Below are 20,642 nucleotides of genomic sequence, written 5' to 3' on the forward strand. Positions count from 1 at the left end.
CGGCAGGACAGCCCCGCCACCGACCTCCGGTGTCGGGGCCCCGCCGTAGAATCGAAGGCATGGCATCCGACTCTTTCGTCCACCTGCACGTGCACAGCGAGTACTCGATGCTCGACGGTGCGGCGAAGATCAATGCGATGACCCAGGCGGCCGCCGACTACAAGATGCCGGCCATCGCGGTGACCGATCACGGCAACACCTTCGCGGCTTTCGAGTTCTACAACGCGGCGCGCAACGCGGGCATCAAGCCGATCATCGGGCTTGAGGCATACATGACCCCCGGCACGCACCGCAGCGACAAGACGCGTGTGCAGTGGGGCTCGCCCGACCAGAAGAGCGACGACGTCTCGGGCTCCGGCGCCTACACCCACATGACCATGTGGAGCCAGAGCACCGAGGGCATGCACAACCTCTTCCGCATCAGTTCCCGGTCGAGTATGGAGGGCTACTACTTCAAGCCCCGCATGGACCGCGAGCTGCTCCAGACCTATGGCAAGGGGATCATCGCGACGACGGGGTGCCCGTCGGGTGAGGTGCAGACGAGGCTCCGGCTGGGCCAGTACGACGCGGCGCGGGCGGCAGCGGCGGAGTTCCAGGACATCTTCGGCAAGGAGAACTACTTCGCCGAGATCATGGACCACGGGCTGTCGATCGAGCGGCGCGTGATGACCGATCTGCTGCGGCTCTCGAAAGACCTCAACATCCCGTTGGTCGCCACCAACGACTCGCACTACACGCATCAGCACGAGGCCGACGCGCACGAGGCGCTGCTGTGCGTGCAGTCGGGCTCGACGATGGACGACCCGAACCGGTTCAAGTTCGACGGCGACGGGTACTACATCAAGACCGCGGCCGAGATGCGCCAGCTGTTCCGCGACCACCCCGAGGCCTGCGACAACACGCTGCTGATCGCCGAGCGCTGCGAGGTCGAGTTCAACACCTCGGCCAACTACATGCCGCGCTTCCCGGTTCCCGACGGCGAGACCGAGGACAGCTGGCTCATCAAGGAGGTCGAGGCGGGCCTGCACTACCGGTATCCCGGCGGCATCCCCGACAAGGTGCGCAAGCAGGCCGAGTACGAGACCGGCATCATCCTGCAGATGGGCTTCCCCGGGTACTTCCTCGTCGTCGCCGACTTCATCAACTGGGCGAAGGACAACGGCATCCGCGTGGGGCCGGGTCGTGGCTCCGGTGCCGGCTCGATGGTCGCTTACGCGATGAAGATCACCGACCTGGACCCGCTCGAGCACGGACTCATCTTCGAGCGCTTCCTCAACCCCGACCGTGTCTCCATGCCCGACTTCGACGTCGACTTCGATGACCGGCGCCGCGGCGAGGTCATCGACTACGTCACGGAGAAGTACGGATCCGAGCGCGTCGCGCAGATCGTCACGTACGGAACGATCAAGTCCAAGCAGGCGTTGAAGGACGCCGGCCGTGTGCTCGGCTTCCCGTTCAGCATGGGGGAGCGGCTCACCAAGGCGATGCCGCCGCCCGTGATGGGCAAGGACATGCCCCTCGACGGCATGTTCGACTCGGCACACCCCCGGTACAAGGAGGCGAGCGAGTTCCGCACGCTGATCGATACCGATCCCGAGGCGAAGACGGTCTTCGACCGCGCGCTGGGGCTCGAGGGTCTGAAGCGCCAGTGGGGCGTGCATGCCGCCGGCGTGATCATGTCGTCGGATCCGCTGCTCGACATCATCCCGATCATGCGACGCGAGCAGGACGGGCAGATCGTCACGCAGTTCGACTACCCGTCGTGCGAATCTCTCGGCCTGATCAAGATGGACTTCCTGGGGCTCCGCAACCTCACGATCATCTCGGATGCCCTCGACAACATCCGCACGAACCGTGGCGAAGAGCTCGATCTCGAACACCTCGGCCTCGACGACCCCGGCGTGTATCAGCTGCTCGCCCGTGGTGACACCCTGGGCGTCTTCCAGCTCGACAGCCCGCCACTGCGTTCGCTCATGCGCCTGATGAAGCCCGACAACTTCGGTGACATCTCGGCACTCATCGCCCTGTATCGACCAGGCCCCATGGGTGCCAACTCGCACACGAACTACGCGCTGCGTAAGAACGGGGTGCAGGAGATCACCCCGATCCACCCCGAGCTGGAAGCGCCGCTCGCCGAGATCCTGGAGGAGTCCTACGGGCTCATCATCTACCAGGAGCAGGTCATGGCGATCGCCCAGGCGGTCGCCGGGTTCAGCCTCGGACAGGCAGATATCCTGCGCCGCGCGATGGGCAAGAAGAAGAAGTCCGAGCTCGACAAGCAGTACGAGGGCTTCGCGGGCGGCATGACGGAGCGCGGCTTCGGTGAGGCGGCCATCAAGGCGCTGTGGGACATCCTGCTGCCGTTCTCGGACTACGCCTTCAACAAAGCGCACTCCGCCGCATACGGCCTCGTGTCGTATTGGACGGCCTACCTCAAGGCGCACTATCCCGCCGAGTACATGGCAGCGCTGCTCACCAGCGTCGGCGACTCCAAGGACAAGATGGCGCTGTACCTGAACGAGTGCCGCCGCATGGGCATCAAGGTGCTCCCGCCGGATGTGTCCGACTCGATCAACTTCTTCGCCGCCGTCGGCGACGACATCCGCTTCGGCCTGGGTGCCGTGCGCAACGTCGGCAGCAACGTCGTCGAAGGCATCGTGCAGGCCCGCAAGGATGAGCGCTTCACGTCGTTCCATCACTTCCTCGACAAAGTGCCGCTGCACGTGTCGAACAAGCGCACCATCGAATCGCTGATCAAGGCCGGCGCCTTCGACTCGATGGGCGACTCCCGTCGCGCGCTCATGGAGGTGCACGAAGATGCGGTGGAGGCCGCAGTCGACCGCAAGCGCAACGAAGCACAGGGCGCGATCGGATTCGACTTCGACAGTCTCTATGACGGCATGGACGAGGCAGCCCCGGCGAAGGTCCCCGCGCGTCCCGAGTGGGTCAAGAAGGACAAACTCGCCTTCGAGCGCGAGATGCTCGGCCTCTATGTGTCGGACCACCCTCTGGCGGGGCTCGAGGTCCCGCTCGCGAAGCACGCATCGATCTCGATCCATGACCTCAACAACTCCGAAGACCTGCAGGATGGCGACCAGGTGACGGTGGCAGGCCTCGTGACCAGCGTGCAGCATCGTGTCGCCAAGGCGAGTGGAAACCCCTACGGCATGATCACCGTCGAGGACTTCAACGGCGAGGTCACCGTGATGTTCATGGGGAAGACCTACACCGAGTTCCAGCACACGCTGCAGCAGGACGCGATCCTCGCTGTCCGCGGGCGGGTGTCCCGGCGCGACGACGGGCTCAACCTCCATGCGCAGTCCGCATTCGCACCCGATGTGGGCTCCTTCGATGCTGCCGGCCCTCTGGCATTGGTCCTGGCCGAGCAGAGAGCAACCGAGCGCGTGATGATGGAGCTCGCGGAAGTGCTGCGACGACACAACGGCGACACCGAGGTACTGCTTCGCGTGCACCGTGGCGGCACGGCGAAGGTCTTCGAAGTGCCCATGCCGGTCAAGGTGTCCGCGGATCTGTTCGGTGACCTCAAGTCACTGCTCGGACCCACCTGCCTCGGGTGAGCGGGGTAGGATCGTGAGCCGTCGGCAGCACGACGAATCACCCCGTCGAGCCCTGTGACGAAAGGACCACGCATGAGCACGGATCTCCCCGAAGCAGAACCCGAGGACGAGGTTTTCGGCGACGATGACGGTGTCCTGTACGACGAAGAGGTCACCCCTGAGTTCGGCATCCTCGGATTCACGCTGCGGGAGCTGCTCATCGTCGGCGTCTGGCTGCTGTCGTTCGTGTTCTCGTTCTTCCCGCTGATCGGCGACCTCTCGCTGTGGAGTGTCGGCATCCAATGGGTCCTCCCGGTCGCGCTCCCGACGGTCGCCGTCTTCCTGCTGGTGCTGCGCCGATTCTCGCCCGAGGGCATCCGCCGGGTCGGTTCGCTCGGCATCGATCAGTTCGCCTCGGTCGCCTTCTCCGTGTCGGCCACGGTCTGGGCCGGCAGCCTCTGGCTCGCGATCTCCGCTGTGGTGTCCACCGGGAACTGGAGCCTCCCGTGGAACGGGGTGGCCATGGTCATCACCTCCCTGGCTCTCGTCGTCCTCACGGTCTTCGCCCCGATCATCCCGGGATTGAAGGAAGACTTCCACGGTCGCCTGGTGACTCTCGCCCACCGCAATGCGAATCCGGTGCGCCCCGTCATCGCGAGACCGCGTCCCGAACCCGTGCCGGTCCCGGAAGCCTCCGAAGAATCCGTCGACACATCCGCCTCGGCGGCATCCTCCGCCGCACCCGAGGCGCACGCCGAGAGCCCGACCGACGTCATCGCGGACGGCTCCGCGTCCCCCCTCGTCGTCGCGCTCGACGACGAGGCATCGGGTGAGCAGGCGACCGACGAGATCGCTCGTTTCGACCTGGCTGCACAGGTGCCGCTGACGGCGCACGCCTCGGGCGGCGGCATCGGCACCGAGCAGGCGAGCACCGACGAGGAGTATGTGCCGGCCTATTCGCGCCGTTCGCGTGGACAGGAGCCGGAGATCGTCTCGGACACCGGAAGCATCGAGTCCCTGCTGGAGACGGCCGCGACCTACGAGACGGGCGCGGTCGAGGAAGAGCCTGCGCCGCTGCTGCTCGAGGGCGTGACCGATGCCGATCTCGAGGCGACGAACCCGCGCGAGACCGCCGCCGTGGCACAGCCGTTCTGGATCCTCGCGCCCTCTGAGCGCGACGTCCACGACGAGCGGGGCGAACCGCTTTTCCGTATCGGTCCGAACGCCTGGGCTCTCGTGATCGAGGACCGTGGGGGTGCGTTCGTCGTCCGACATGACGACGGACGGATCGGCTACCTCCACGACATCTCCGACATCACGAAGGGCTGAAATGCGCACCATCGATCTGCGAGGGCGCGAGCTCTCGCCCGCAGGCATGCTCGCCGCAGTACCCCGGGCGACTCAGGCACGTGCCGAAGCACTCGACACCGCCGCACGCATCGTCGAGGACGTGCGTGACCGCGGCGAGGCCGCTCTTCGCGAGCAGGCCGAGCGTTTCGACGCGGTCACGGACCACGCCGTGCGGGTGCCCGCTGAGCACATCATCACGGCTCTCGCGGAGCTCGCTCCCGAGGTGCGCAGTGCGCTCGAGGAGGCCATCCGCCGAGTCCGTCTCGCCTCCGCCGCGCAGGTCCCCGCCACACAGGTCACCAGGATCGGCGAGGGAGCTGTCATCACGCAGCGCTGGCAACCGGTCCACCGCGTGGGCGTGTACATTCCCGGCGGCAAGGCCGTCTACCCGTCGAGCGTGATCATGAACGTCGTCCCCGCGCAGGTCGCCGGCGTCCAGGAGATCGCCCTGGCTTCGCCGCCGCAGGCAGATCAGGGTGGAAGAATCCACCCGACCATCCTCGCGGCGGCGGCGCTGCTGGGTGTGACCGAGGTGTACGCGATGGGAGGTGCCGGCGCGATCGGCGCCCTGGCGTACGGCGTGCCGTCGCTCGGCCTCGATCCGGTCGATGTCGTGTCCGGGCCGGGCAACAACTATGTCGCGTCGGCCAAACGTGCCGTCGCCGGCGTCGTCGGCACGGACTCGGAAGCCGGGGCGACGGAGATCCTCGTGGTCGCCGATGCACACGCGGATCCGCGTCTCATCGCCGCCGACCTCGTGAGCCAGGCCGAGCACGATGAGCAGGCGTCCGCCGTGCTTGTCACCGACGCGGCCGAGCTCGCAGAACAGGTCGCCGTCGAGGTGCAGCGGATCGCCGCGATCACCCGGCACAGCGAACGCGTCGCCGCCGCGCTGTCGGGGCCTCAGTCCGCCATCGTCCTCGTCGACGACAGGGCCATGGCCACGGCGTTCAGCAACGCCTATGCGCCGGAGCACCTCGAACTGCACCTCGTGGATGCCGAAGAGGCGGCCGCCGACTTCACCAGCGCCGGAGCCGTCTTCGTCGGCGACCAGACGCCGGTGAGCCTCGGTGATTACATGGCTGGCAGTAATCACGTGCTGCCGACCGGGGGACAGGCGCGCTATGCTCCCGGGCTCGGCTCGTACACCTTCCTTCGACCGCAGCAGGTGATCTCCTACGACAGGGCTGCGCTGGCGGCCGTGCGCGCCGGGGTCGTCGCCCTCGCCGACACCGAGGTGCTTCCCGCGCACGGTGAAGCGATCGAGGCCCGTTTCACCGCGTAGGATCGGTCAGATGCACTGCCCCTTCTGTCGACACCCCGACTCCCGCGTCATCGATTCACGCACGAGCGACGACGGGCTCTCGATCAGGCGTCGTCGACAGTGCCCGGAGTGCGGCGGCCGTTTCACGACGACCGAGACCGCGAGTCTCAACGTGATCAAGCGTTCCGGCGTGATGGAGCCGTTCAGTCGGGAGAAGGTCATCACGGGTGTGCGGAAGGCCTGCCAAGGGCGCCCGGTGACGGAGGGCGACCTCGCGGTGCTCGCACAGCGCGTGGAGGAGGCCGTCCGACAGACAGGGGTGTCGCAGCTCGACACCAACGAGATCGGTCTCGCCATCCTCGGTCCGCTTCGTGACCTCGATGAGGTCGCGTTCCTGCGCTTCGCCAGCGTCTATCAGGCCTTCGATTCGCTCGAGGATTTCGAGGCCGCGATCACAGATCTGCGCGCCGACCACACGAAGCGGGAGTCCGAGGAGCGGTAATCTGGCAGGGATGTATCCGCTGCTCTTCCGCGCTGTCCTCTCGCGCTTCGATCCCGAGTTCGCCCACCACGCCGGTATGGCGGTGATCCGCGTGCTCGGTGTGCCTCCGTTCTCGTGGGCCACGCGCGCGATCACCCGCCCTGACCCGTCGCTGCGCGTCGAGGCCCTCGGTCTCACCTTCCCCTCGCCGTTCGGCGTCGCGGCGGGCTTCGACAAGAACGCGGTCGGCGTGCGAGGACTCGCAGCTCTCGGCTTCGGACATGTGGAAGTCGGCACCGTGACCGCGATCGCCCAGGAGGGGAACCCGAAGCCGCGGCTGTTCCGTCTCATCGCGGATCGCGCCGTGATCAATCGGATGGGCTTCAACAACGCCGGAGCGGATGCGGCGGCGCGCCGGCTCGCTCGCCTGCGGCGCGGCGCGCCCGACACGATCATCGGGGTCAACATCGGCAAGAGCCGCGTGGTCGAGGTCGAGGATGCGACAGCGGACTACGTGGCCTCGGCGACGCGGCTCGCTCCGCTCGCCGACTACCTGGCCGTGAACGTGTCGTCGCCGAACACTCCAGGTCTGCGAGGACTGCAAGCGGTGGAGACGCTGGCTCCGCTGCTGCGCGCCGTTCGAGAGGCTTCCGGCGCCACACCGCTGCTCGTCAAGATCGCACCGGATCTTCCCGACGAGGAGATCACGGCGATCGCCCAGATGGCCGTCGCTGAGGGACTCGCGGGAATCATCGCGCACAACACCACCATCAGCCGAGACGGTCTGCTCACGGATCCCGCGACGGTCGAGGCTGCAGGCGCGGGAGGACTGTCAGGTGCACCGCTGAAGAAGCGCTCGCTCGAAGTCCTTCGCGTCGTGCGCGAAGCCGTTCCCGCCGACTTCTGCGTGATCGCCGTCGGGGGAGTGGAGACGCCATCCGACGTGCAGGAGCGCCTTGCGGCCGGTGCGACCCTCGTGCAGGGCTACACCGCTTTCCTGTACCGCGGCCCGTTCTGGGGCCGGGAGATCAACAGGGGACTGATCAGTCGGGGTACTGGCCGCGCTTGACCTGCGGCTTCGGCAGACGCATGAATCGCATCTGCAGGGCGCGCATCGCGGCGTACCAGCCCAGACCGCGCTCGAGACGCTCCTTGCCGAACTTCGCCGCGGCCTTGCGCTTGACGCGCATGCCGAGCAGGATCATGCCGCCGATCGCGATGACGAGGTAACCCATCATCACGATGTACGCGTAGAACGAGATGACCGTGTTCGCCGGCACCAGCGAGGCGAGGATGACCAGGACCATCACTCCCATCACGAACTCGGCCGGGTGCCAGCCCGCATCCACGTAGTCGCGGACCCAGCGGCGCTGCGGGCCCTTGTCGCGGACCGGGAGGTACTTCTCCTCGCCGGCGGCCATGCCGGCCTGCGCTCGTGCGCGACGCTCGTTGAGCTCCGCCTTCGCGGCCGCCTTCGCCTCCTTGGTGTTGGCGACCAGGGGGCGGCGACGAGCTGCCTCCTGCTCCGCACGGGTCGGCGTCGCGCGCCCCTTGCCGACGGCAGTCGTCTCGGGGGTGTCGTCGTTCGTGGAAGGGGAGGTAGGGGTAGTGGACACGGAGTTCCTCGGTTCGCCGGCGGGGGATCACCTTAAGATTACTCGCATGACCTCTCCTGTTCCTCCCCGTGAGTCCGATGCCGCCGTCCTCGAGGCGGTGGCGACCGGGATCCCGTCAGCGCTGTCGGACCTCGGCCACCTCGTGCGCATTCCGGGGACGGCCTGGCCCGCGTTCGATCAGACCCAGCTGGAGCGCAGCGCGGAAGCCGTGGCCGCGCTGGCGTCGGGCACCGGAGTCTTCGACGAGGTGCGCGTCCTCCGCGCCGCGATTCCCGGCACCGACGAGCAGGGGCAGCCGGCCGTCCTCGCCACGCGCGCGGCCCGCAACGGCAAGCCCACGATCCTTCTGTACGCGCACCACGACGTGCAGCCTCCGGGAGACGATGCCCTCTGGGAGACCCCGCCGTTCGAGCCGACGGTGCGCGACGGGCGTCTCTACGGGCGCGGTGCGGCCGACGACAAGGCCGGCATCATGTCGCATATCGCCTCGATCCGCGCGGTGAGCGAGGTGCTCGGCGATGACCTCGACCTCGGCATCGCGATGTTCATCGAAGGGGAGGAGGAGTACGGGTCCCGTTCGTTCGCCCAGTTCCTCTCCGACAACAAGGATGCTCTCCGCGCCGACGCCATCGTCGTGGCCGACTCGGGCAACTGGGACTCCGTGACTCCCGGTCTCACCGTCTCCCTCCGCGGCAACGCCCGGTTCACGATGCGCGTGCGCACCCTGGACCACGCCTCGCACTCCGGAATGTTCGGCGGCGCCGTGCCCGACGCGATGATGGCGACCGTCACGCTGCTGTCCACGCTGTGGAACGCCGACGGCTCGGTGGCGGTCGAGGGGATGACCGAGCGCGACGCCCCCACCCCCGACTACACCGAGGCGACGCTGCGAGACGAGGCGGGACTCCTTCCCGGCACCACTCCCATCGGGGACGGCAGCATCCTCAGCCGGATCTGGAACAAGCCGTCGGTCACGGTGATCGGGATCGACGCTACCAGCGTGGCGGCAGCCTCCAACACGCTGCTCCCCGAAGTCACCGTCGTGATCAGCGCTCGCGTGGCTCCTGGCCAGAGCGGCCAGGAGGCATACGAGGCCTTGGAGCGCCACCTCCGCGCACACGCACCGTTCGGTGCCGAGCTCACCTTCTCGGATGTCGACCTCGGCGACGGTTTCCTCGTGGACACCAGCGGCTGGGCGGTCGCGCTGACCCGGGACGCGATGCGCGACGGGTACGGGGTGCCTCCGGTGGACCTGGGCGTGGGTGGATCGATCCCGTTCATCGCCGACCTGGTGCGGGAATTCCCCGCTGCACAGATCCTCGTCACGGGTGTCGAGGACCCGCATTCGCGCGCGCACAGCCCGAATGAGTCGCTGCACCTCGACACCTTCCGCCACGCGGTCGCGACCGAGGCGCTGCTGCTCGCTCGCATGAATGCCGCAGAACTCTGAGCCTCCCCGCATCTGCGGCGGTAGAATCGTCCGAGAAGCCGTGCACCTGCGGCCCGTCACAAGGAGCGACATGAGCGACACCACACTCTCCCCAGAGACCACCCGCGCACACGGCGTCACCCTGACCGACGCTGCCGCCACGAAGGTGAAGAACCTCCTCGAGCAGGAAGGCCGCGATGACCTGCGTCTGCGCGTCGCGGTGCAGCCGGGCGGGTGTTCGGGGCTGATCTACCAGCTCTACTTCGACGAGCGCTACCTCGAGGGCGACGAGACCGTCGACTTCGACGGCGTCGAGGTCATCATCGACAACATGAGCGTCCCGTACCTCGACGGAGCGGCGATCGACTTCAAGGACACCATCTCCGAGCAGGGGTTCACGATCGACAACCCCAACGCAGCGGGCAGCTGCGCCTGTGGCGACAGCTTCCACTGACCCTCGCTTCGCCGACTCGGCCGTCGTCACCACTGGTGACGACGGCCGTTCTGGTTCCGGAACCTGCGTGGATGGCATGAATCAGGTGTGAGGTTGCCCTAGACTTGGGTGTGCTCTGTTCGCGATCTGAAAGGTGCATCGTGCCCTCGAAACGCAGCCTTCGTTGGGCCGCCCTCCCTGTGGGAGTTGCGGCAGCCTTGGCCCTGGCGGGATGCTCTCCCACCGAGCTGAACGGCTTTCTTCCGGGCTTCGTGGAGGGTGGCCCCGCAGCCACCAACCAGACCGAGCGCGTCTCCTCGCTCTGGGTGAACTCCTGGATCGTGCTTCTCGCCGTCGGCATCATCACCTGGGGCCTGATGGCCTGGGCTGCGATCGCCTACCGCCGCCGCAAGGGTCAGACCGGTCTTCCGGTGCAGATGCGCTACAACATGCCGATCGAGATCTTCTACACGATCGTGCCGCTCATCCTCGTGCTGGGAATGTTCTTCTTCACCGCTCGTGATCAGACCGAGATCGAAGCCAAGTGGGACCAGCCCGACGTCGAGGTCACCGCGATCGCGAAGCAGTGGGCGTGGGACTTCCAGTACGACGGCGACGAGAAGGACAACTCCGACGCCGTGTGGACCATGGGCATCCAGGCCCAGCCCGACAAGGACGGCAATATCGACCAGGCGCAGCTGCCGACGCTGGTGCTGCCCGTCGACAAGAAGGTGACGATCAACCTTCAGTCCCGTGACGTCATCCACTCCTTCTGGATCATCGACTTCCTCTACAAGAAGGACATGTTCATCGGGAAGGACAACTCCTGGTCGTTCATCCCGACGCGAGAGGGCGAGTACGCCGGTAAGTGCGCCGAGCTCTGCGGCGAGTACCACTCGATGATGCTCTTCAACGTGAAGGTCGTCTCGCAGAGCGAGTACGACTCCTACCTCGCGTCGCTCGAGGAGCAGGGCAATACCGGTGACATCACCGGCGCCTACGACCGTCTCTCGAACCTCCCGGGGACGACCCCGAAGACCGACACCGAGGAAGGAGGGGAGTAAGCCATGTCGACCACAGAAGCTCCCCGTACCGACGAGTCTCCCCGCTCGCGTCCTAACACCCTGCCTGCACGCCAGGCTGCTCTGATGAGCTCCTCGCGTGTGGAGCAGAAGGGCAACATCGTCGTCAAGTGGATCACCTCCACGGACCACAAGACCATCGGGTACATGTACCTGATCGCCTCAGTGATGTTCTTCCTGCTCGGCGGCGTGATGGCACTCGTCATCCGTGCCGAACTGTTCGCGCCGGGCATGCAGATCATCCCGACGAAGGAGCAGTACAACCAGCTGTTCACGATGCACGGCACGATCATGCTGCTGATGTTCGCGACGCCGCTGTTCGCCGGCTTCGCCAACGCCATCCTGCCGCTGCAGATCGGTGCTCCCGACGTCGCCTTCCCGCGTCTGAACGCCTTCGCGTTCTGGCTCTTCCTCTTCGGCTCCACCATCGCGGTCGCCGGCTTCCTCACCCCGCAGGGCGCGGCCTCCTTCGGATGGTTCGCCTATCAGCCTCTGGCAGGAGCATCCTTCTCGCCGGGGGCGGGTGGAAACCTGTGGATGGTCGGCCTCGGCATCTCCGGTTTCGGAACGATCCTCGGTGCCGTGAACTTCATCACGACGATCATCACGATGCGTGCGCCCGGCATGACGATGTGGCGCATGCCGATCTTCTCGTGGAACACGCTGATCACGAGCCTGCTCATCCTGATGGCGTTCCCCGTTCTCGCAGCCGCGATCTTCGCTGCAGCGGCAGACCGCATCCTGGGCGCTCACATCTACGATCCGGCCAACGGTGGTGTCCTGCTCTGGCAGCACCTGTTCTGGTTCTTCGGTCACCCTGAGGTGTACATCATCGCGCTGCCGTTCTTCGGCATCGTCTCCGAGATCTTCCCGGTCTTCAGCCGCAAGCCGATCTTCGGATACAAGACCCTCGTCTACGCGACGATCGCCATCGCGGCGCTCTCGGTCGCGGTGTGGGCTCACCACATGTACGTGACGGGCTCGGTCCTGCTTCCGTTCTTCGCGCTGATGACCATGCTGATCGCCGTGCCGACGGGTGTGAAGATCTTCAACTGGATCGGCACGCTCTGGCGAGGGTCCGTGACATTCGAGACTCCGATGGTCTTCTCCCTCGGCTTCCTCGTGTCCTTCGTCTTCGGTGGTCTGACCGGCGTCATCCTGGCAGCACCGCCGCTGGACTTCGCCCTCTCCGACTCGTACTTCGTCGTCGCTCACTTCCACTACGTGGTGTTCGGAACCGTGGTGTTCGCCATGTTCGCCGGCTTCTACTTCTGGTGGCCGAAGTGGACCGGACGCATGCTGAACGAGCGCCTCGGCTACGTGCACTTCTGGCTGCTGTTCATCGGCTTCCACATGACCTTCCTCATCCAGCACTGGCTGGGCGTTGACGGCATGGTGCGTCGTTACGCCGACTACTCGGAGGCGGACGGCTGGACCTGGCAGAACCAGGTCTCGACGATCGGTGCGATCATCCTCGGCGCCTCGATGCTGCCCTTCTTCCTGAACGTCTGGATCACGGCGCGCAAGGCTCCGAAGGTCACGGTCAACGACCCGTGGGGCTACGGCGGATCGCTCGAGTGGGCGACCTCCTGCCCGCCGCCGCGACACAACTTCACGTCGATCCCGCGCATCCGCAGCGAGCGTCCTGCGTTCGATCTGAATCACCCCGAAGCCGCCGAGTTCGCTACGACGGCTCCCGGCGAGCGAGAGGCCCACTAAGTCATGCGCGACAATGTCATTCTCTGGTGGATCCTGACGGCGTTCTTCGCCCTCGTCGGTGTGGTCTACACCGGCTGGCACATCCTGGCCACGCCGGCGGACAACTTCGCCATGCGGATCGAGTGGGTCGGAACGGTCGCCCTGTTCTTCGGCGCCTTCATGGGAGCCATGATCGCGTTCTACCTCGACCGCACGCACAAGGCTCAGCGGGGCGAGCTTCCCGAGGACATCCTGACCTCCGACATCGATGACGGTGACCCGGAGCTGGGCGAGTTCAGCCCGTGGTCCTGGTGGCCGATCGTGCTGGCGGCCTCGGCGGGAGTCTTCGTCGTCGGTCTCGCGGTCGGACACTTCCTTCTGCCGATCGGTCTCGCGATCTTCGTGGTCGCCATCGTCGGCTGGGTGTACGAGTACTACCGAGGCAACTTCGCCCGCTGATACTTCCGCATCGAAGAAGGCCCCCGGATTCCTCCGGGGGCCTTCTTCGTGTGTGCGGACGGGGCGCCGCGATCAGGCGCGGGTACGGATGCGGGGGATACCGGTCAGCGGATCGACCGGACGGTGGTGGACGCCATCCGCGTCCTCGACCGCGTACCCTTCTCTGACCCAGTACTCGAAACCGCCGATCATCTCGCGGACACGGTAGCCGAGACGGGCGAACTCGAGCGCGCCCTTCGCGCCGGCGTTGCATCCGGGACTCCAGCAGTAGACGACGACGTCAGCGTCCTTCGGCACCTCCGCCGGTGCACGAGAGGAGATCTCGCTGTAGTGCATGTGCACGGCGCCGGTGACGCGGCCCTGCGCCCAGGCTGCGTCGGAGCGGACGTCGACGACGACGATGCTCTCGCCGGACTCCAGCGCGGCATGCACGTCGCTGGGGTCTGTCTCATAGGCCAGCTTGGCAGCGAAGAAGTCAGTGCGATCGATCATGACCTCAGCCTAGGGAGGCAGCGGCGTCGCCCCCAGCGGATTCCGGTCGGCCGGCGTCCGATTGCCGTCAACGACAGTCGGACAGAGCGCGTGATGGTGCTCGGAGCGCCGACTGGTCAGAGCGTGGCGGTCATCTGCACACGAGGCCCGTGCTCGAAGAGTCCCAGACTCTCTTCGATGGCCACGAGCTCTCGGAGCAGCGCCGTGTCCGGTTCGCTCTCGACAAAGCCGCACGAAGCGTAGAACGGCGCGTTCCAGGGCACTTCGGTGTAGGTGCGCAGCGTGACGTCGGTGTGGCCGCGTCGCCGCGCCTCCGCCAGCGCGGCCGCGACGAGCTGACGACCGATGCCACGACGTCCGAACGAGGGGAGTACCGAGAGCTGCTCGAGATGGGCGTGTCCGTCGATCTCGAGGACATGGACGAAGCCGACGACCATCGGTGCCGCGACGTCGTCGGTGAGCTCGGCGACCAGGACGAATCCCGGTGACTCCGTACGATCCTGCGGCGGCGTCGGGGGAGGCCAAGTGACCGCGCCGAACAGGTCGATGAGCAGGGCATCGGCGGCGCGCTCGATCTGTTCGGTCAGCGCATCGTCCCTCGGCGTGGAAGGGCGTATGACGATGTCCATGATCAGTCGGTGACGGCGGCGATCGCTTCGATCTCCACGAGCTGATGGTCGTAGCCGAGCACGGTGACGCCCAGGAGGGTGCTGGGGACGTCGTGAGCGCCGAAAGCGGCATGGACCACGTCCCAGGCCGTCACGAGGTCGGCCTGCGCGGAGGAGGCCACCAGGACCCGCGTGCTGATGACATCCGTGAGCGTGGCGCCGGCCACGTCGAGCGCCGCCCGCAGGGTCTCCACACAGCGCGCCGCCTGGGCCGCGTAGTCGCCCGGTGCCGCGGTCGTGCCGTCATCGTTCAGGGGGCATGCTCCGGCGAGGAAGATGAGCCGGGATCCCGCCGGTGCGGTCGCGGCGTAGGCGTAAGGAGTGTCGGCGAGGGAGGTGGCGCGGATCAGCTGGACGGCGGATGACATGGGTGGATCCTCTCATTCGGGTACTAACGATGAAGGCCCCGTCCGTATGGACGAGGCCTTCATCAGATGGGGGAGTGGCGACTACTCGCCGTCCTCCGACTTCTTGCGAGGCTTCTTCACCGGCTCGGTCGCGATGACCGTGCTGGGGGTGTTCGGCGTCTCGTCGACGTGCGTCTCATCGACCGTGAGCGGGGCGTCGGGGAAGCCTGCGCGCTCGTGAGCGCCCTGGATCTCCGCGGCCTCGGTCTCGTCGTTGTGAGCCGTGACGTGGTGCTGGTGAGCGTCTGCTGCCTCGACCTCGGCCTGCGTGAGCGGTGCCAGGCGGTCTTCGAAGAACCAGCGGGAGATCGAGGATCGGAGGTTCTCCGTCCACGGGATACGTCCCTTGGCGTTCGGGCGCACCACGAGGGGCTCGTACGTGTCGACGTCGATGAGCTTCCAACGGTCGTACTTGTCGACCGGCTGGTGCACCTCGATGAACTCTCCGCCGGGAAGGCGGACGATGCGACCGGACTCGAAGCCGTGCAGCACGATCTCGCGGTCCTTCTTCTGCAGCGCGATGCAGATGCGCTTCGTGACGAAGTAGCCGAGGATCGGGCCCAGGAAGAGCATCGCCTGCAGCGTGTGGATGACGCCTTCCATCGTGAGCATGAAGTGCGTCGCGATGAGGTCGGACGAGGCTGCAGCCCACAGCACCGCGTAGAAGATGACACCGGCCACACCGATCGCCGTGCGCGTCGCGGCGTTGCGCGGGCGCTGAGCGATGTGGTGCTCGCGCTTGTCGCCCGTGACCCACGCCTCGATGAAGGGGTAGATCGCGACGAGCACGATGAACAGACCGAGCACGAGGACCGGCGCGATGATGCCGAACGACCAGGTGTGGTCGAGGAAGACGATGTCCCAGTTCGACGGTGCCAGACGCAGGGCGCCGTCGGCGAAGCCGATGTACCAGTCCGGCTGCGTGCCGGCGGAGACGGGGGACGGGTCGTACGGTCCGTAGTTCCAGATCGGGTTGATCTGGAAGAAGGTCGCGATCAGCACGATGGTGCCGAAGACGATGAACAGGTATCCGCCCATCTTCGACATGTACACCGGCATCATCGGGTAGCCCACGACGTTGTCGTTCGTGCGGCCGGGGCCGGCGAACTGCGTGTGCTTGTTGATGATCATGAGCATCAGGTGCACCACGATCAGTGCGATGACGAGCATGGGCAGCAGCAGGATGTGCAGCGTGTACAGGCGTCCGACGATGTCGGTACCGGGGAACTCTCCGCCGAAGAGGAGGAACGAGGTCCAGGTGCCGATCAGGGGGAGGCCCTTGATCATGCCGTCGATGATGCGAAGACCGTTGCCCGAGAGCAGGTCGTCGGGAAGCGAGTAGCCGGTGAAGCCCTCTGCCATGGCGAGGATGAAGAGGATGAAGCCGATCACCCAGTTGAGCTCACGCGGCTTGCGGAACGCACCGGTGAAGAACACGCGGAGCATGTGCACGCCGATTCCGGCGATGAACACCAGCGCGGCCCAGTGGTGGATCTGACGGACCAGCAGACCGCCTCGCAGGTCGAAGGAGATGTGCAGCGACGATTCCAGCGCTGCGGACATCTCGATTCCACGCATCGGCGCGTAGGCGCCGGTGTAGTGGGTCTCGACCATCGACGCGTCGAAGAAGAACGTCAGGAAGGTTCCGGAGAGGAACACGACGACGAAGCTCCACAGCGCGATCTCACCCAGCATGAACGACCAGTGGTCGGGGAAGATCTTGCGTCCGAGCTCCTTGACGAAGCCGGAGAGGCTGGTGCGCTCATCGATGTAGTTCGACGCGGCACCGACGAAGCGGCCGCCGAGAGGTGCCTTGGTGTCGTTGTCGTCTTTGGACAGCGTTGCGGTGCTCAATGGCGCTCCCAGAAGCTCGGGCCGACGGGTTCCGTGAAGTCGCTGCGTGCGATCAGGTAGCCCTCGTCATCGACGGTGATGGGCAGCTGCGGCAGCGGACGTGCCGCCGGGCCGAAGATGACCTTTGCGTGGTCCGTGACGTCGAACTGCGACTGGTGGCACGGGCACAGCAGGTGGTGGGTCTGCTGCTCGTACAGTGCCACGGGGCAACCGACGTGCGTGCAGACCTTGGAGTAGGCGACGATGCCGTCGTAGGACCAGTCCTTGCGATCCTCGGCCTCGATCAGCTGCTCGGGGCGCAGACGCATCATCAGCACGATGGCCTTGGCCTTCTCCTCGAGGTAGCCGTCGTGGTGGCTCAGCGTCGCGAGCTCTTCCGGGATCACATGGAACGCGGAGCCGAGCGTGACATCAGCGGCGCGGATCGGGGTGCCGTCGGGGTCGCGCACCAGGCGCGCTCCCTTTTCCCACATCGTGTGCTTGAGCAGCACGACCGGGTCGCCCGCCGTGGGGTCTTCCGGAGTGGAGTGCGGCGCCAGGCCACGGAACAGCGTCACGCCGGGGATGATCGAGGCGACGATCGCTGCGAACAGCGAGTTGCGGATCATCGAGCGACGACCGAAGCCGGACTCCTCGTTCGCGTCGGAGAAGGCCTTGATGGCCGCTTCGCGCGTGGCGTCCGTGCCACGGGTGGGGTGGCGGTGCTCGATGAACTCCTTGTCGGACATGAGCGCCTTGGACCAGTGGATCGCACCGATACCGAGGGCCAGCAGCGCGAGGGCGATGCCGAGACCGATGAAGAGGTTGTTCTGCCGGATGTCGATGAGCGCGCCGCTCTCGATCGGGAACAGCATGTAGGCGGCGACCGCCCAGATGCTGCCGGCGAGCGAGAGGTAGAACAGCGTGTAGACAGTGCGGACAGCGGCCTTCTCAGCGCGCGGGTCCTTGTCGGTCATCCGCTCGCGGTGCGGCGGAAGCCCGGGGTTCTGCACGGGATCGCTGACTGCGACACCCAGCCCCGGAGAGGGCTGGTAGGCCCTGTCAAGAGCCTGCGAGTCGTCGTCGTGTGCCATGGTGCTCCTCGTACGTTCCTCTTCGATGATTAAGCGTCAGTTGGACTTCGCCGTGATCCACACGGTGACGGCGACGAGTGCGCCGATACCGAAGATCCACACGAACAGGCCCTCGGAGACCGGTCCGAGCGAGCCCAGCGAGAATCCGCCGATCTGCACGGACTGCTGCTGGAAGAGCAGCGCCGAGATGATGTCGCGCTTGTCTTCGTCGGACAGGTTCATGTCGCCGAAGACAGGCATGTTCTGCGGGCCGGTGACCATGGCCGCGTACATGTGCAGTGCGCTGGTCTCGCTGAGTCCGGGGGCGTACTTGCCCTCGGTGAGCGCTCCACCGGCGGCGGCCACGTTGTGGCACATCGCGCAGTTGACGCGGAACAGCTCCGCGCCCTTGGAGACGTCACCCTTGCCGTCGAGGATGTGGTCCGACGGGAACGTCGGGCCGGGTGCCTCGGACTGGACGAAGGACGAGATCGCGAGGATCTGGTCCTCCGTGAACTGGGGTGCCTTCTGCGGTGCCTGCGGTCCCTGCATCTGCAGGGGCATGCGACCGGTCGACAGCTGGAACTCGGTTGCCAGTTCGCCCACGCCGTAGAGGCTGGGGCCGTTGGCCGTTCCCTCCAGGTCGAGACCGTGGCAGGTGGCGCAGTTGGCCGTGAACAGCTTCTCGCCGTCTTCGACGGTCAGCTGCGAGGTCGCGGCCGACTGGGTGTCGGATGCAGCGAACGCGGCGGTCGCTCCGGCGTATACAGCGCCGGTGATCATGAGGCCTGCTCCGATGAGCGCCGCTGCCGCCAAAGGGCTGCGACGACCGCCGGAACGGCGCTTCTTCTCTCGTGCCATCTCGGGGATCAGCTCCGCTCTTATTTCAGGAAGTAGATAACGAGGAACAGCACGATCCAGACGACGTCGACGAAGTGCCAGTAGTAGGACACCACGATCGAGGAGGTCGCCTCCTTGTGCCGGAAGTTCTTGACGGCGTATGCACGGCCGATGACGAGCAGGAACGCGACCAGACCACCGGTGACGTGCAGGGCGTGGAAGCCGGTCGTCAGGTAGAACGCGGAAGCGTAGGAGTCGGCGCCGATCGGCATGCCTTCAGCGACCAGCTGGGCGTACTCCCAGACCTGGCCGGAGACGAAGATCGCGCCGAGGGCGAAGGTGAGGAAGAACCACTCGACCATTCCCCAGCCGAACAGGCGACGGCGTCCGGCGCCGTTCTTCTGTCCCTTGCCGATCTTGTAGGGCTGCAGGTCCTCCGCCGCGAACACGCCCATCTGGCACGTGAACGAGGAGAGCACGAGGATCGCAGTGTTCACTGCGGCGAACGGGACGTTCAGCAGCTCGGTCCGGTCTGCCCACAGCTCCGGGGAGGTGCTGCGGAGGGTGAAGTAGATCGCGAAGAGTCCCGCGAAGAACATCACCTCACTGCCGAGCCACACAATGGTGCCGACAGCTACCGGGTTGGGCCGCTTAATCGTTCTCGCCGCCGGGGCATACGTCGCTGAGGTCGTCACCCCTCCATTATGGCCGATCCGCGGGCGTGATTCTTGCACCGACGGCCCTCGAATAGCCTGCCTTGGACTTAGGGGACCCTAAGAAAACACTGCGAATACCCGGTGAATCCGCGGGAAACAAGGGGTGAGGCCCCTGTGCACGTGTGTTCGGAAGCATCTGCATGTTTTCTCTGCGCCGATAGGATCGCACACATGGCTGATTCCCTGACCTGGTCCGACGTGCTCACCTCTCTGCTGGAGCGCCGTGATCTCAGTGTGTGGGAGTCCACGTGGGCGATGCGTCAGATCATGCAGGGAGGCGTCACCGAAGCGCAGTTGGCGGGCTTCCTCGTAGCCCTCCGTGCGAAGGGGGAGACGATCGACGAGATCGTCGGCTTCCGCGATGCGATCCTCGAGGCTGCGGTTCCCCTTCCCGTCTCACCCGACGTGCTGGACATCGTCGGAACCGGTGGTGACCGAGTCGGCACGGTGAACGTCTCGACCACGGCGGCGATCATCATCGGCGCGACGGGTGTGCCCGTGGTCAAGCACGGCAATCGCGCGGCGAGCTCCGCCTCCGGGTCCTCCGACGTGCTGGGGGCCCTCGGGCTCGAGCTGTCCCTCGACCCTGCCGCCGTCGCATCCATCCTCGACCGCACCGGCATCACCTTCGCCTGGGCCGGAGCCTTCCACCCGGGCTTCAAGCACGCCGGTCCCGTGCGGGCGGAGCTGGGAGTGCCGACCGTCTTCAACATGCTCGGACCGCTGTGCAACCCCGCTCGTGCCGAGGCCAACGCGGTCGGCGTCGCGCAGATCGAGCGCGTCCCGCTGATCACGGGTGTGTTCCGTACCCGTGGTGCGACGGCGCTCGTCTTCCGTGGCGATGACGGACTCGACGAACTCACCACCACCGGACACAGTCGCATCTGGGAGGTCACCCGCGGGGACATCCACGAGCACGACCTCGACCCCCGCGACCTCGGCATCCCGATCGCCGATCTCGCCGACCTCATCGGCGGCTCGCCCCAGCACAATGCGGAGGTGCTCCGGCGCACCTTGGCGGGGGAGACCGGCGCCGTGCGTGACATCGTGCTGCTCAACGCCGCGGCGGGCATCGTCGCCTTCGAGCTCTCGCAGGATGCCACTCAGGTGCAGCGGCCGATCCTGGAGCGCCTGCGTGAAGGCTACGACAAGGCGTCGGCGGCGGTCGACGACGGTCGCGCCCTGGCGAAGCTCGACCAGTGGATCTCGGTGAGTCGCGAACTGGCTGCTCCGAAGGAGTGACC

19 protein-coding genes are annotated in these 20,642 nt (G+C 66.2%); 11 read left to right on the top strand and 8 right to left on the bottom strand.

What is annotated here, in order from left to right; all coding sequences use genetic code 11:
* Positions 1–59 precede the first annotated feature (59 nt).
* The 5 genes from dnaE (at position 60) to ACP699_RS00760 (ending at position 7,721) form a co-directional block, all read left to right on the top strand.
* Entirely contained in the window at positions 60–3,578 is a 3,519-nt protein-coding gene (gene dnaE, locus ACP699_RS00740) for a DNA polymerase III subunit alpha (protein WP_055867383.1), read from the top strand.
* Positions 3,579–3,650: 72 nt separating this feature from the next.
* Complete coding sequence (locus tag ACP699_RS00745) at positions 3,651–4,886, top strand: hypothetical protein (protein ID WP_426168351.1); 1,236 nt, start codon at positions 3,651–3,653, stop codon at positions 4,884–4,886.
* 1 nt (position 4,887) lies between these two features.
* On the top strand, positions 4,888–6,192 hold the full coding sequence (gene hisD, locus ACP699_RS00750; protein WP_426168354.1) for a histidinol dehydrogenase: 1,305 nt from the start codon (positions 4,888–4,890) through the stop codon (positions 6,190–6,192).
* A 10-nt stretch (positions 6,193–6,202) separates the two neighbouring features.
* Positions 6,203–6,673 (top strand): transcriptional regulator NrdR, encoded by a 471-nt coding sequence (gene nrdR, locus ACP699_RS00755; protein WP_017830243.1) that lies wholly within the window; start codon positions 6,203–6,205, stop codon positions 6,671–6,673.
* Positions 6,674–6,683: 10 nt separating this feature from the next.
* Positions 6,684–7,721: a quinone-dependent dihydroorotate dehydrogenase gene (locus ACP699_RS00760; RefSeq protein WP_055872343.1), complete on the top strand. Its 1,038-nt coding sequence runs from the start codon at positions 6,684–6,686 to the stop codon at positions 7,719–7,721.
* On the opposite strand, the gene ACP699_RS00765 is transcribed toward ACP699_RS00760, so the two are convergent.
* Positions 7,696–8,268 carry a DUF3043 domain-containing protein gene (locus ACP699_RS00765; RefSeq protein ID WP_017830245.1) on the bottom strand — a complete coding sequence of 191 codons (573 nt, stop codon included), beginning with the start codon at positions 8,266–8,268 and terminating at the stop codon, positions 7,696–7,698. The genes ACP699_RS00760 and ACP699_RS00765 overlap by 26 nt on opposite strands.
* Before the next feature lie 46 nt (positions 8,269–8,314).
* Here ACP699_RS00765 and ACP699_RS00770 point away from each other — a divergent pair, with 46 nt between their 5' ends.
* The 5 genes from ACP699_RS00770 (at position 8,315) to ACP699_RS00790 (ending at position 13,369) form a co-directional block, all read left to right on the top strand.
* On the top strand, positions 8,315–9,718 hold the full coding sequence (locus tag ACP699_RS00770) for a dipeptidase (RefSeq protein WP_426168359.1): 1,404 nt from the start codon (positions 8,315–8,317) through the stop codon (positions 9,716–9,718).
* 70 nt (positions 9,719–9,788) lie between these two features.
* Positions 9,789–10,151 carry an iron-sulfur cluster insertion protein ErpA gene (erpA, locus tag ACP699_RS00775; RefSeq protein WP_017830247.1) on the top strand — a complete coding sequence of 121 codons (363 nt, stop codon included), beginning with the start codon at positions 9,789–9,791 and terminating at the stop codon, positions 10,149–10,151.
* A 140-nt stretch (positions 10,152–10,291) separates the two neighbouring features.
* Complete coding sequence (gene coxB / locus ACP699_RS00780; protein WP_055867399.1) at positions 10,292–11,194, top strand: aa3-type cytochrome oxidase subunit II; 903 nt, start codon at positions 10,292–10,294, stop codon at positions 11,192–11,194.
* A 3-nt stretch (positions 11,195–11,197) separates the two neighbouring features.
* On the top strand, positions 11,198–12,931 hold the full coding sequence (gene ctaD, locus ACP699_RS00785) for an aa3-type cytochrome oxidase subunit I (RefSeq protein ID WP_017830249.1): 1,734 nt from the start codon (positions 11,198–11,200) through the stop codon (positions 12,929–12,931).
* Between the two features lie 3 nt (positions 12,932–12,934).
* Positions 12,935–13,369, top strand: coding sequence for a cytochrome c oxidase subunit 4 (locus ACP699_RS00790; RefSeq protein WP_017830250.1), 435 nt, complete (start codon positions 12,935–12,937; stop codon positions 13,367–13,369).
* 72 nt (positions 13,370–13,441) lie between these two features.
* Here ACP699_RS00790 and ACP699_RS00795 read toward each other — a convergent pair whose 3' ends face one another.
* From ACP699_RS00795 to ACP699_RS00825, 7 genes are all read right to left on the bottom strand, one after another.
* Positions 13,442–13,861 (bottom strand): rhodanese-like domain-containing protein, encoded by a 420-nt coding sequence (locus ACP699_RS00795; RefSeq protein WP_314474799.1) that lies wholly within the window; start codon positions 13,859–13,861, stop codon positions 13,442–13,444.
* A gap of 116 nt (positions 13,862–13,977) precedes the next feature.
* Positions 13,978–14,490 carry a GNAT family N-acetyltransferase gene (locus tag ACP699_RS00800; protein ID WP_127482210.1) on the bottom strand — a complete coding sequence of 171 codons (513 nt, stop codon included), beginning with the start codon at positions 14,488–14,490 and terminating at the stop codon, positions 13,978–13,980.
* 2 nt (positions 14,491–14,492) lie between these two features.
* A complete protein-coding gene (locus ACP699_RS00805; RefSeq protein WP_426168367.1) occupies positions 14,493–14,897 on the bottom strand; it encodes a RidA family protein in 405 nt (134 codons plus the stop codon).
* Positions 14,898–14,978: 81 nt separating this feature from the next.
* Entirely contained in the window at positions 14,979–16,790 is a 1,812-nt protein-coding gene (locus ACP699_RS00810; RefSeq protein WP_055867417.1) for a cytochrome bc1 complex cytochrome b subunit, read from the bottom strand.
* Complete coding sequence (locus ACP699_RS00815; protein WP_426168369.1) at positions 16,787–17,863, bottom strand: Rieske 2Fe-2S domain-containing protein; 1,077 nt, start codon at positions 17,861–17,863, stop codon at positions 16,787–16,789. The genes ACP699_RS00810 and ACP699_RS00815 overlap by 4 nt, the downstream gene beginning before the upstream one ends.
* Positions 17,864–17,899: 36 nt before the next feature.
* Positions 17,900–18,703 carry a cytochrome bc1 complex diheme cytochrome c subunit gene (locus ACP699_RS00820; RefSeq protein WP_151486697.1) on the bottom strand — a complete coding sequence of 268 codons (804 nt, stop codon included), beginning with the start codon at positions 18,701–18,703 and terminating at the stop codon, positions 17,900–17,902.
* Positions 18,704–18,723: 20 nt separating this feature from the next.
* Positions 18,724–19,281 carry an aa3-type cytochrome oxidase subunit III gene (locus ACP699_RS00825; RefSeq protein WP_226533298.1) on the bottom strand — a complete coding sequence of 186 codons (558 nt, stop codon included), beginning with the start codon at positions 19,279–19,281 and terminating at the stop codon, positions 18,724–18,726.
* A 288-nt stretch (positions 19,282–19,569) separates the two neighbouring features.
* Here ACP699_RS00825 and trpD point away from each other — a divergent pair, with 288 nt between their 5' ends.
* The gene (gene trpD / locus ACP699_RS00830) at positions 19,570–20,640 is read left to right on the top strand and encodes an anthranilate phosphoribosyltransferase (RefSeq protein ID WP_017830258.1); all 1,071 of its coding nucleotides are present in this window, start codon (positions 19,570–19,572) and stop codon (positions 20,638–20,640) included.
* Positions 20,641–20,642 lie beyond the last annotated feature (2 nt).

Origin of the sequence: Microbacterium sp. DWRC1-3, assembly GCF_049896645.1 — a bacterium.
GTDB classification, from domain to species: domain Bacteria; phylum Actinomycetota; class Actinomycetes; order Actinomycetales; family Microbacteriaceae; genus Microbacterium; species Microbacterium maritypicum.

Bases quoted from the DNA above. Each gene is read 5' to 3' on its own strand.
- dnaE (WP_055867383.1), top strand. From the start codon at position 60: ATGGCATCCGACTCTTTCGTCCACCTGCACGTGCACAGCGAGTACTCG.
- ACP699_RS00745 (WP_426168351.1), top strand. From the start codon at position 3,651: ATGAGCACGGATCTCCCCGAAGCAGAACCCGAGGACGAGGTTTTCGGC.
- hisD (WP_426168354.1), top strand. From the start codon at position 4,888: ATGCGCACCATCGATCTGCGAGGGCGCGAGCTCTCGCCCGCAGGCATG.
- nrdR (WP_017830243.1), top strand. From the start codon at position 6,203: ATGCACTGCCCCTTCTGTCGACACCCCGACTCCCGCGTCATCGATTCA.
- ACP699_RS00760 (WP_055872343.1), top strand. From the start codon at position 6,684: ATGTATCCGCTGCTCTTCCGCGCTGTCCTCTCGCGCTTCGATCCCGAG.
- ACP699_RS00770 (WP_426168359.1), top strand. From the start codon at position 8,315: ATGACCTCTCCTGTTCCTCCCCGTGAGTCCGATGCCGCCGTCCTCGAG.
- erpA (WP_017830247.1), top strand. From the start codon at position 9,789: ATGAGCGACACCACACTCTCCCCAGAGACCACCCGCGCACACGGCGTC.
- ctaD (WP_017830249.1), top strand. From the start codon at position 11,198: ATGTCGACCACAGAAGCTCCCCGTACCGACGAGTCTCCCCGCTCGCGT.
- ACP699_RS00790 (WP_017830250.1), top strand. From the start codon at position 12,935: ATGCGCGACAATGTCATTCTCTGGTGGATCCTGACGGCGTTCTTCGCC.
- ACP699_RS00795 (WP_314474799.1), bottom strand. From the start codon at position 13,861: ATGATCGATCGCACTGACTTCTTCGCTGCCAAGCTGGCCTATGAGACA.
- ACP699_RS00800 (WP_127482210.1), bottom strand. From the start codon at position 14,490: ATGGACATCGTCATACGCCCTTCCACGCCGAGGGACGATGCGCTGACC.
- ACP699_RS00805 (WP_426168367.1), bottom strand. From the start codon at position 14,897: ATGTCATCCGCCGTCCAGCTGATCCGCGCCACCTCCCTCGCCGACACT.
- ACP699_RS00815 (WP_426168369.1), bottom strand. From the start codon at position 17,863: ATGGCACACGACGACGACTCGCAGGCTCTTGACAGGGCCTACCAGCCC.
- ACP699_RS00820 (WP_151486697.1), bottom strand. From the start codon at position 18,703: ATGGCACGAGAGAAGAAGCGCCGTTCCGGCGGTCGTCGCAGCCCTTTG.
- ACP699_RS00825 (WP_226533298.1), bottom strand. From the start codon at position 19,281: ATGTTCTTCGCGGGACTCTTCGCGATCTACTTCACCCTCCGCAGCACC.
- trpD (WP_017830258.1), top strand. From the start codon at position 19,570: ATGGCTGATTCCCTGACCTGGTCCGACGTGCTCACCTCTCTGCTGGAG.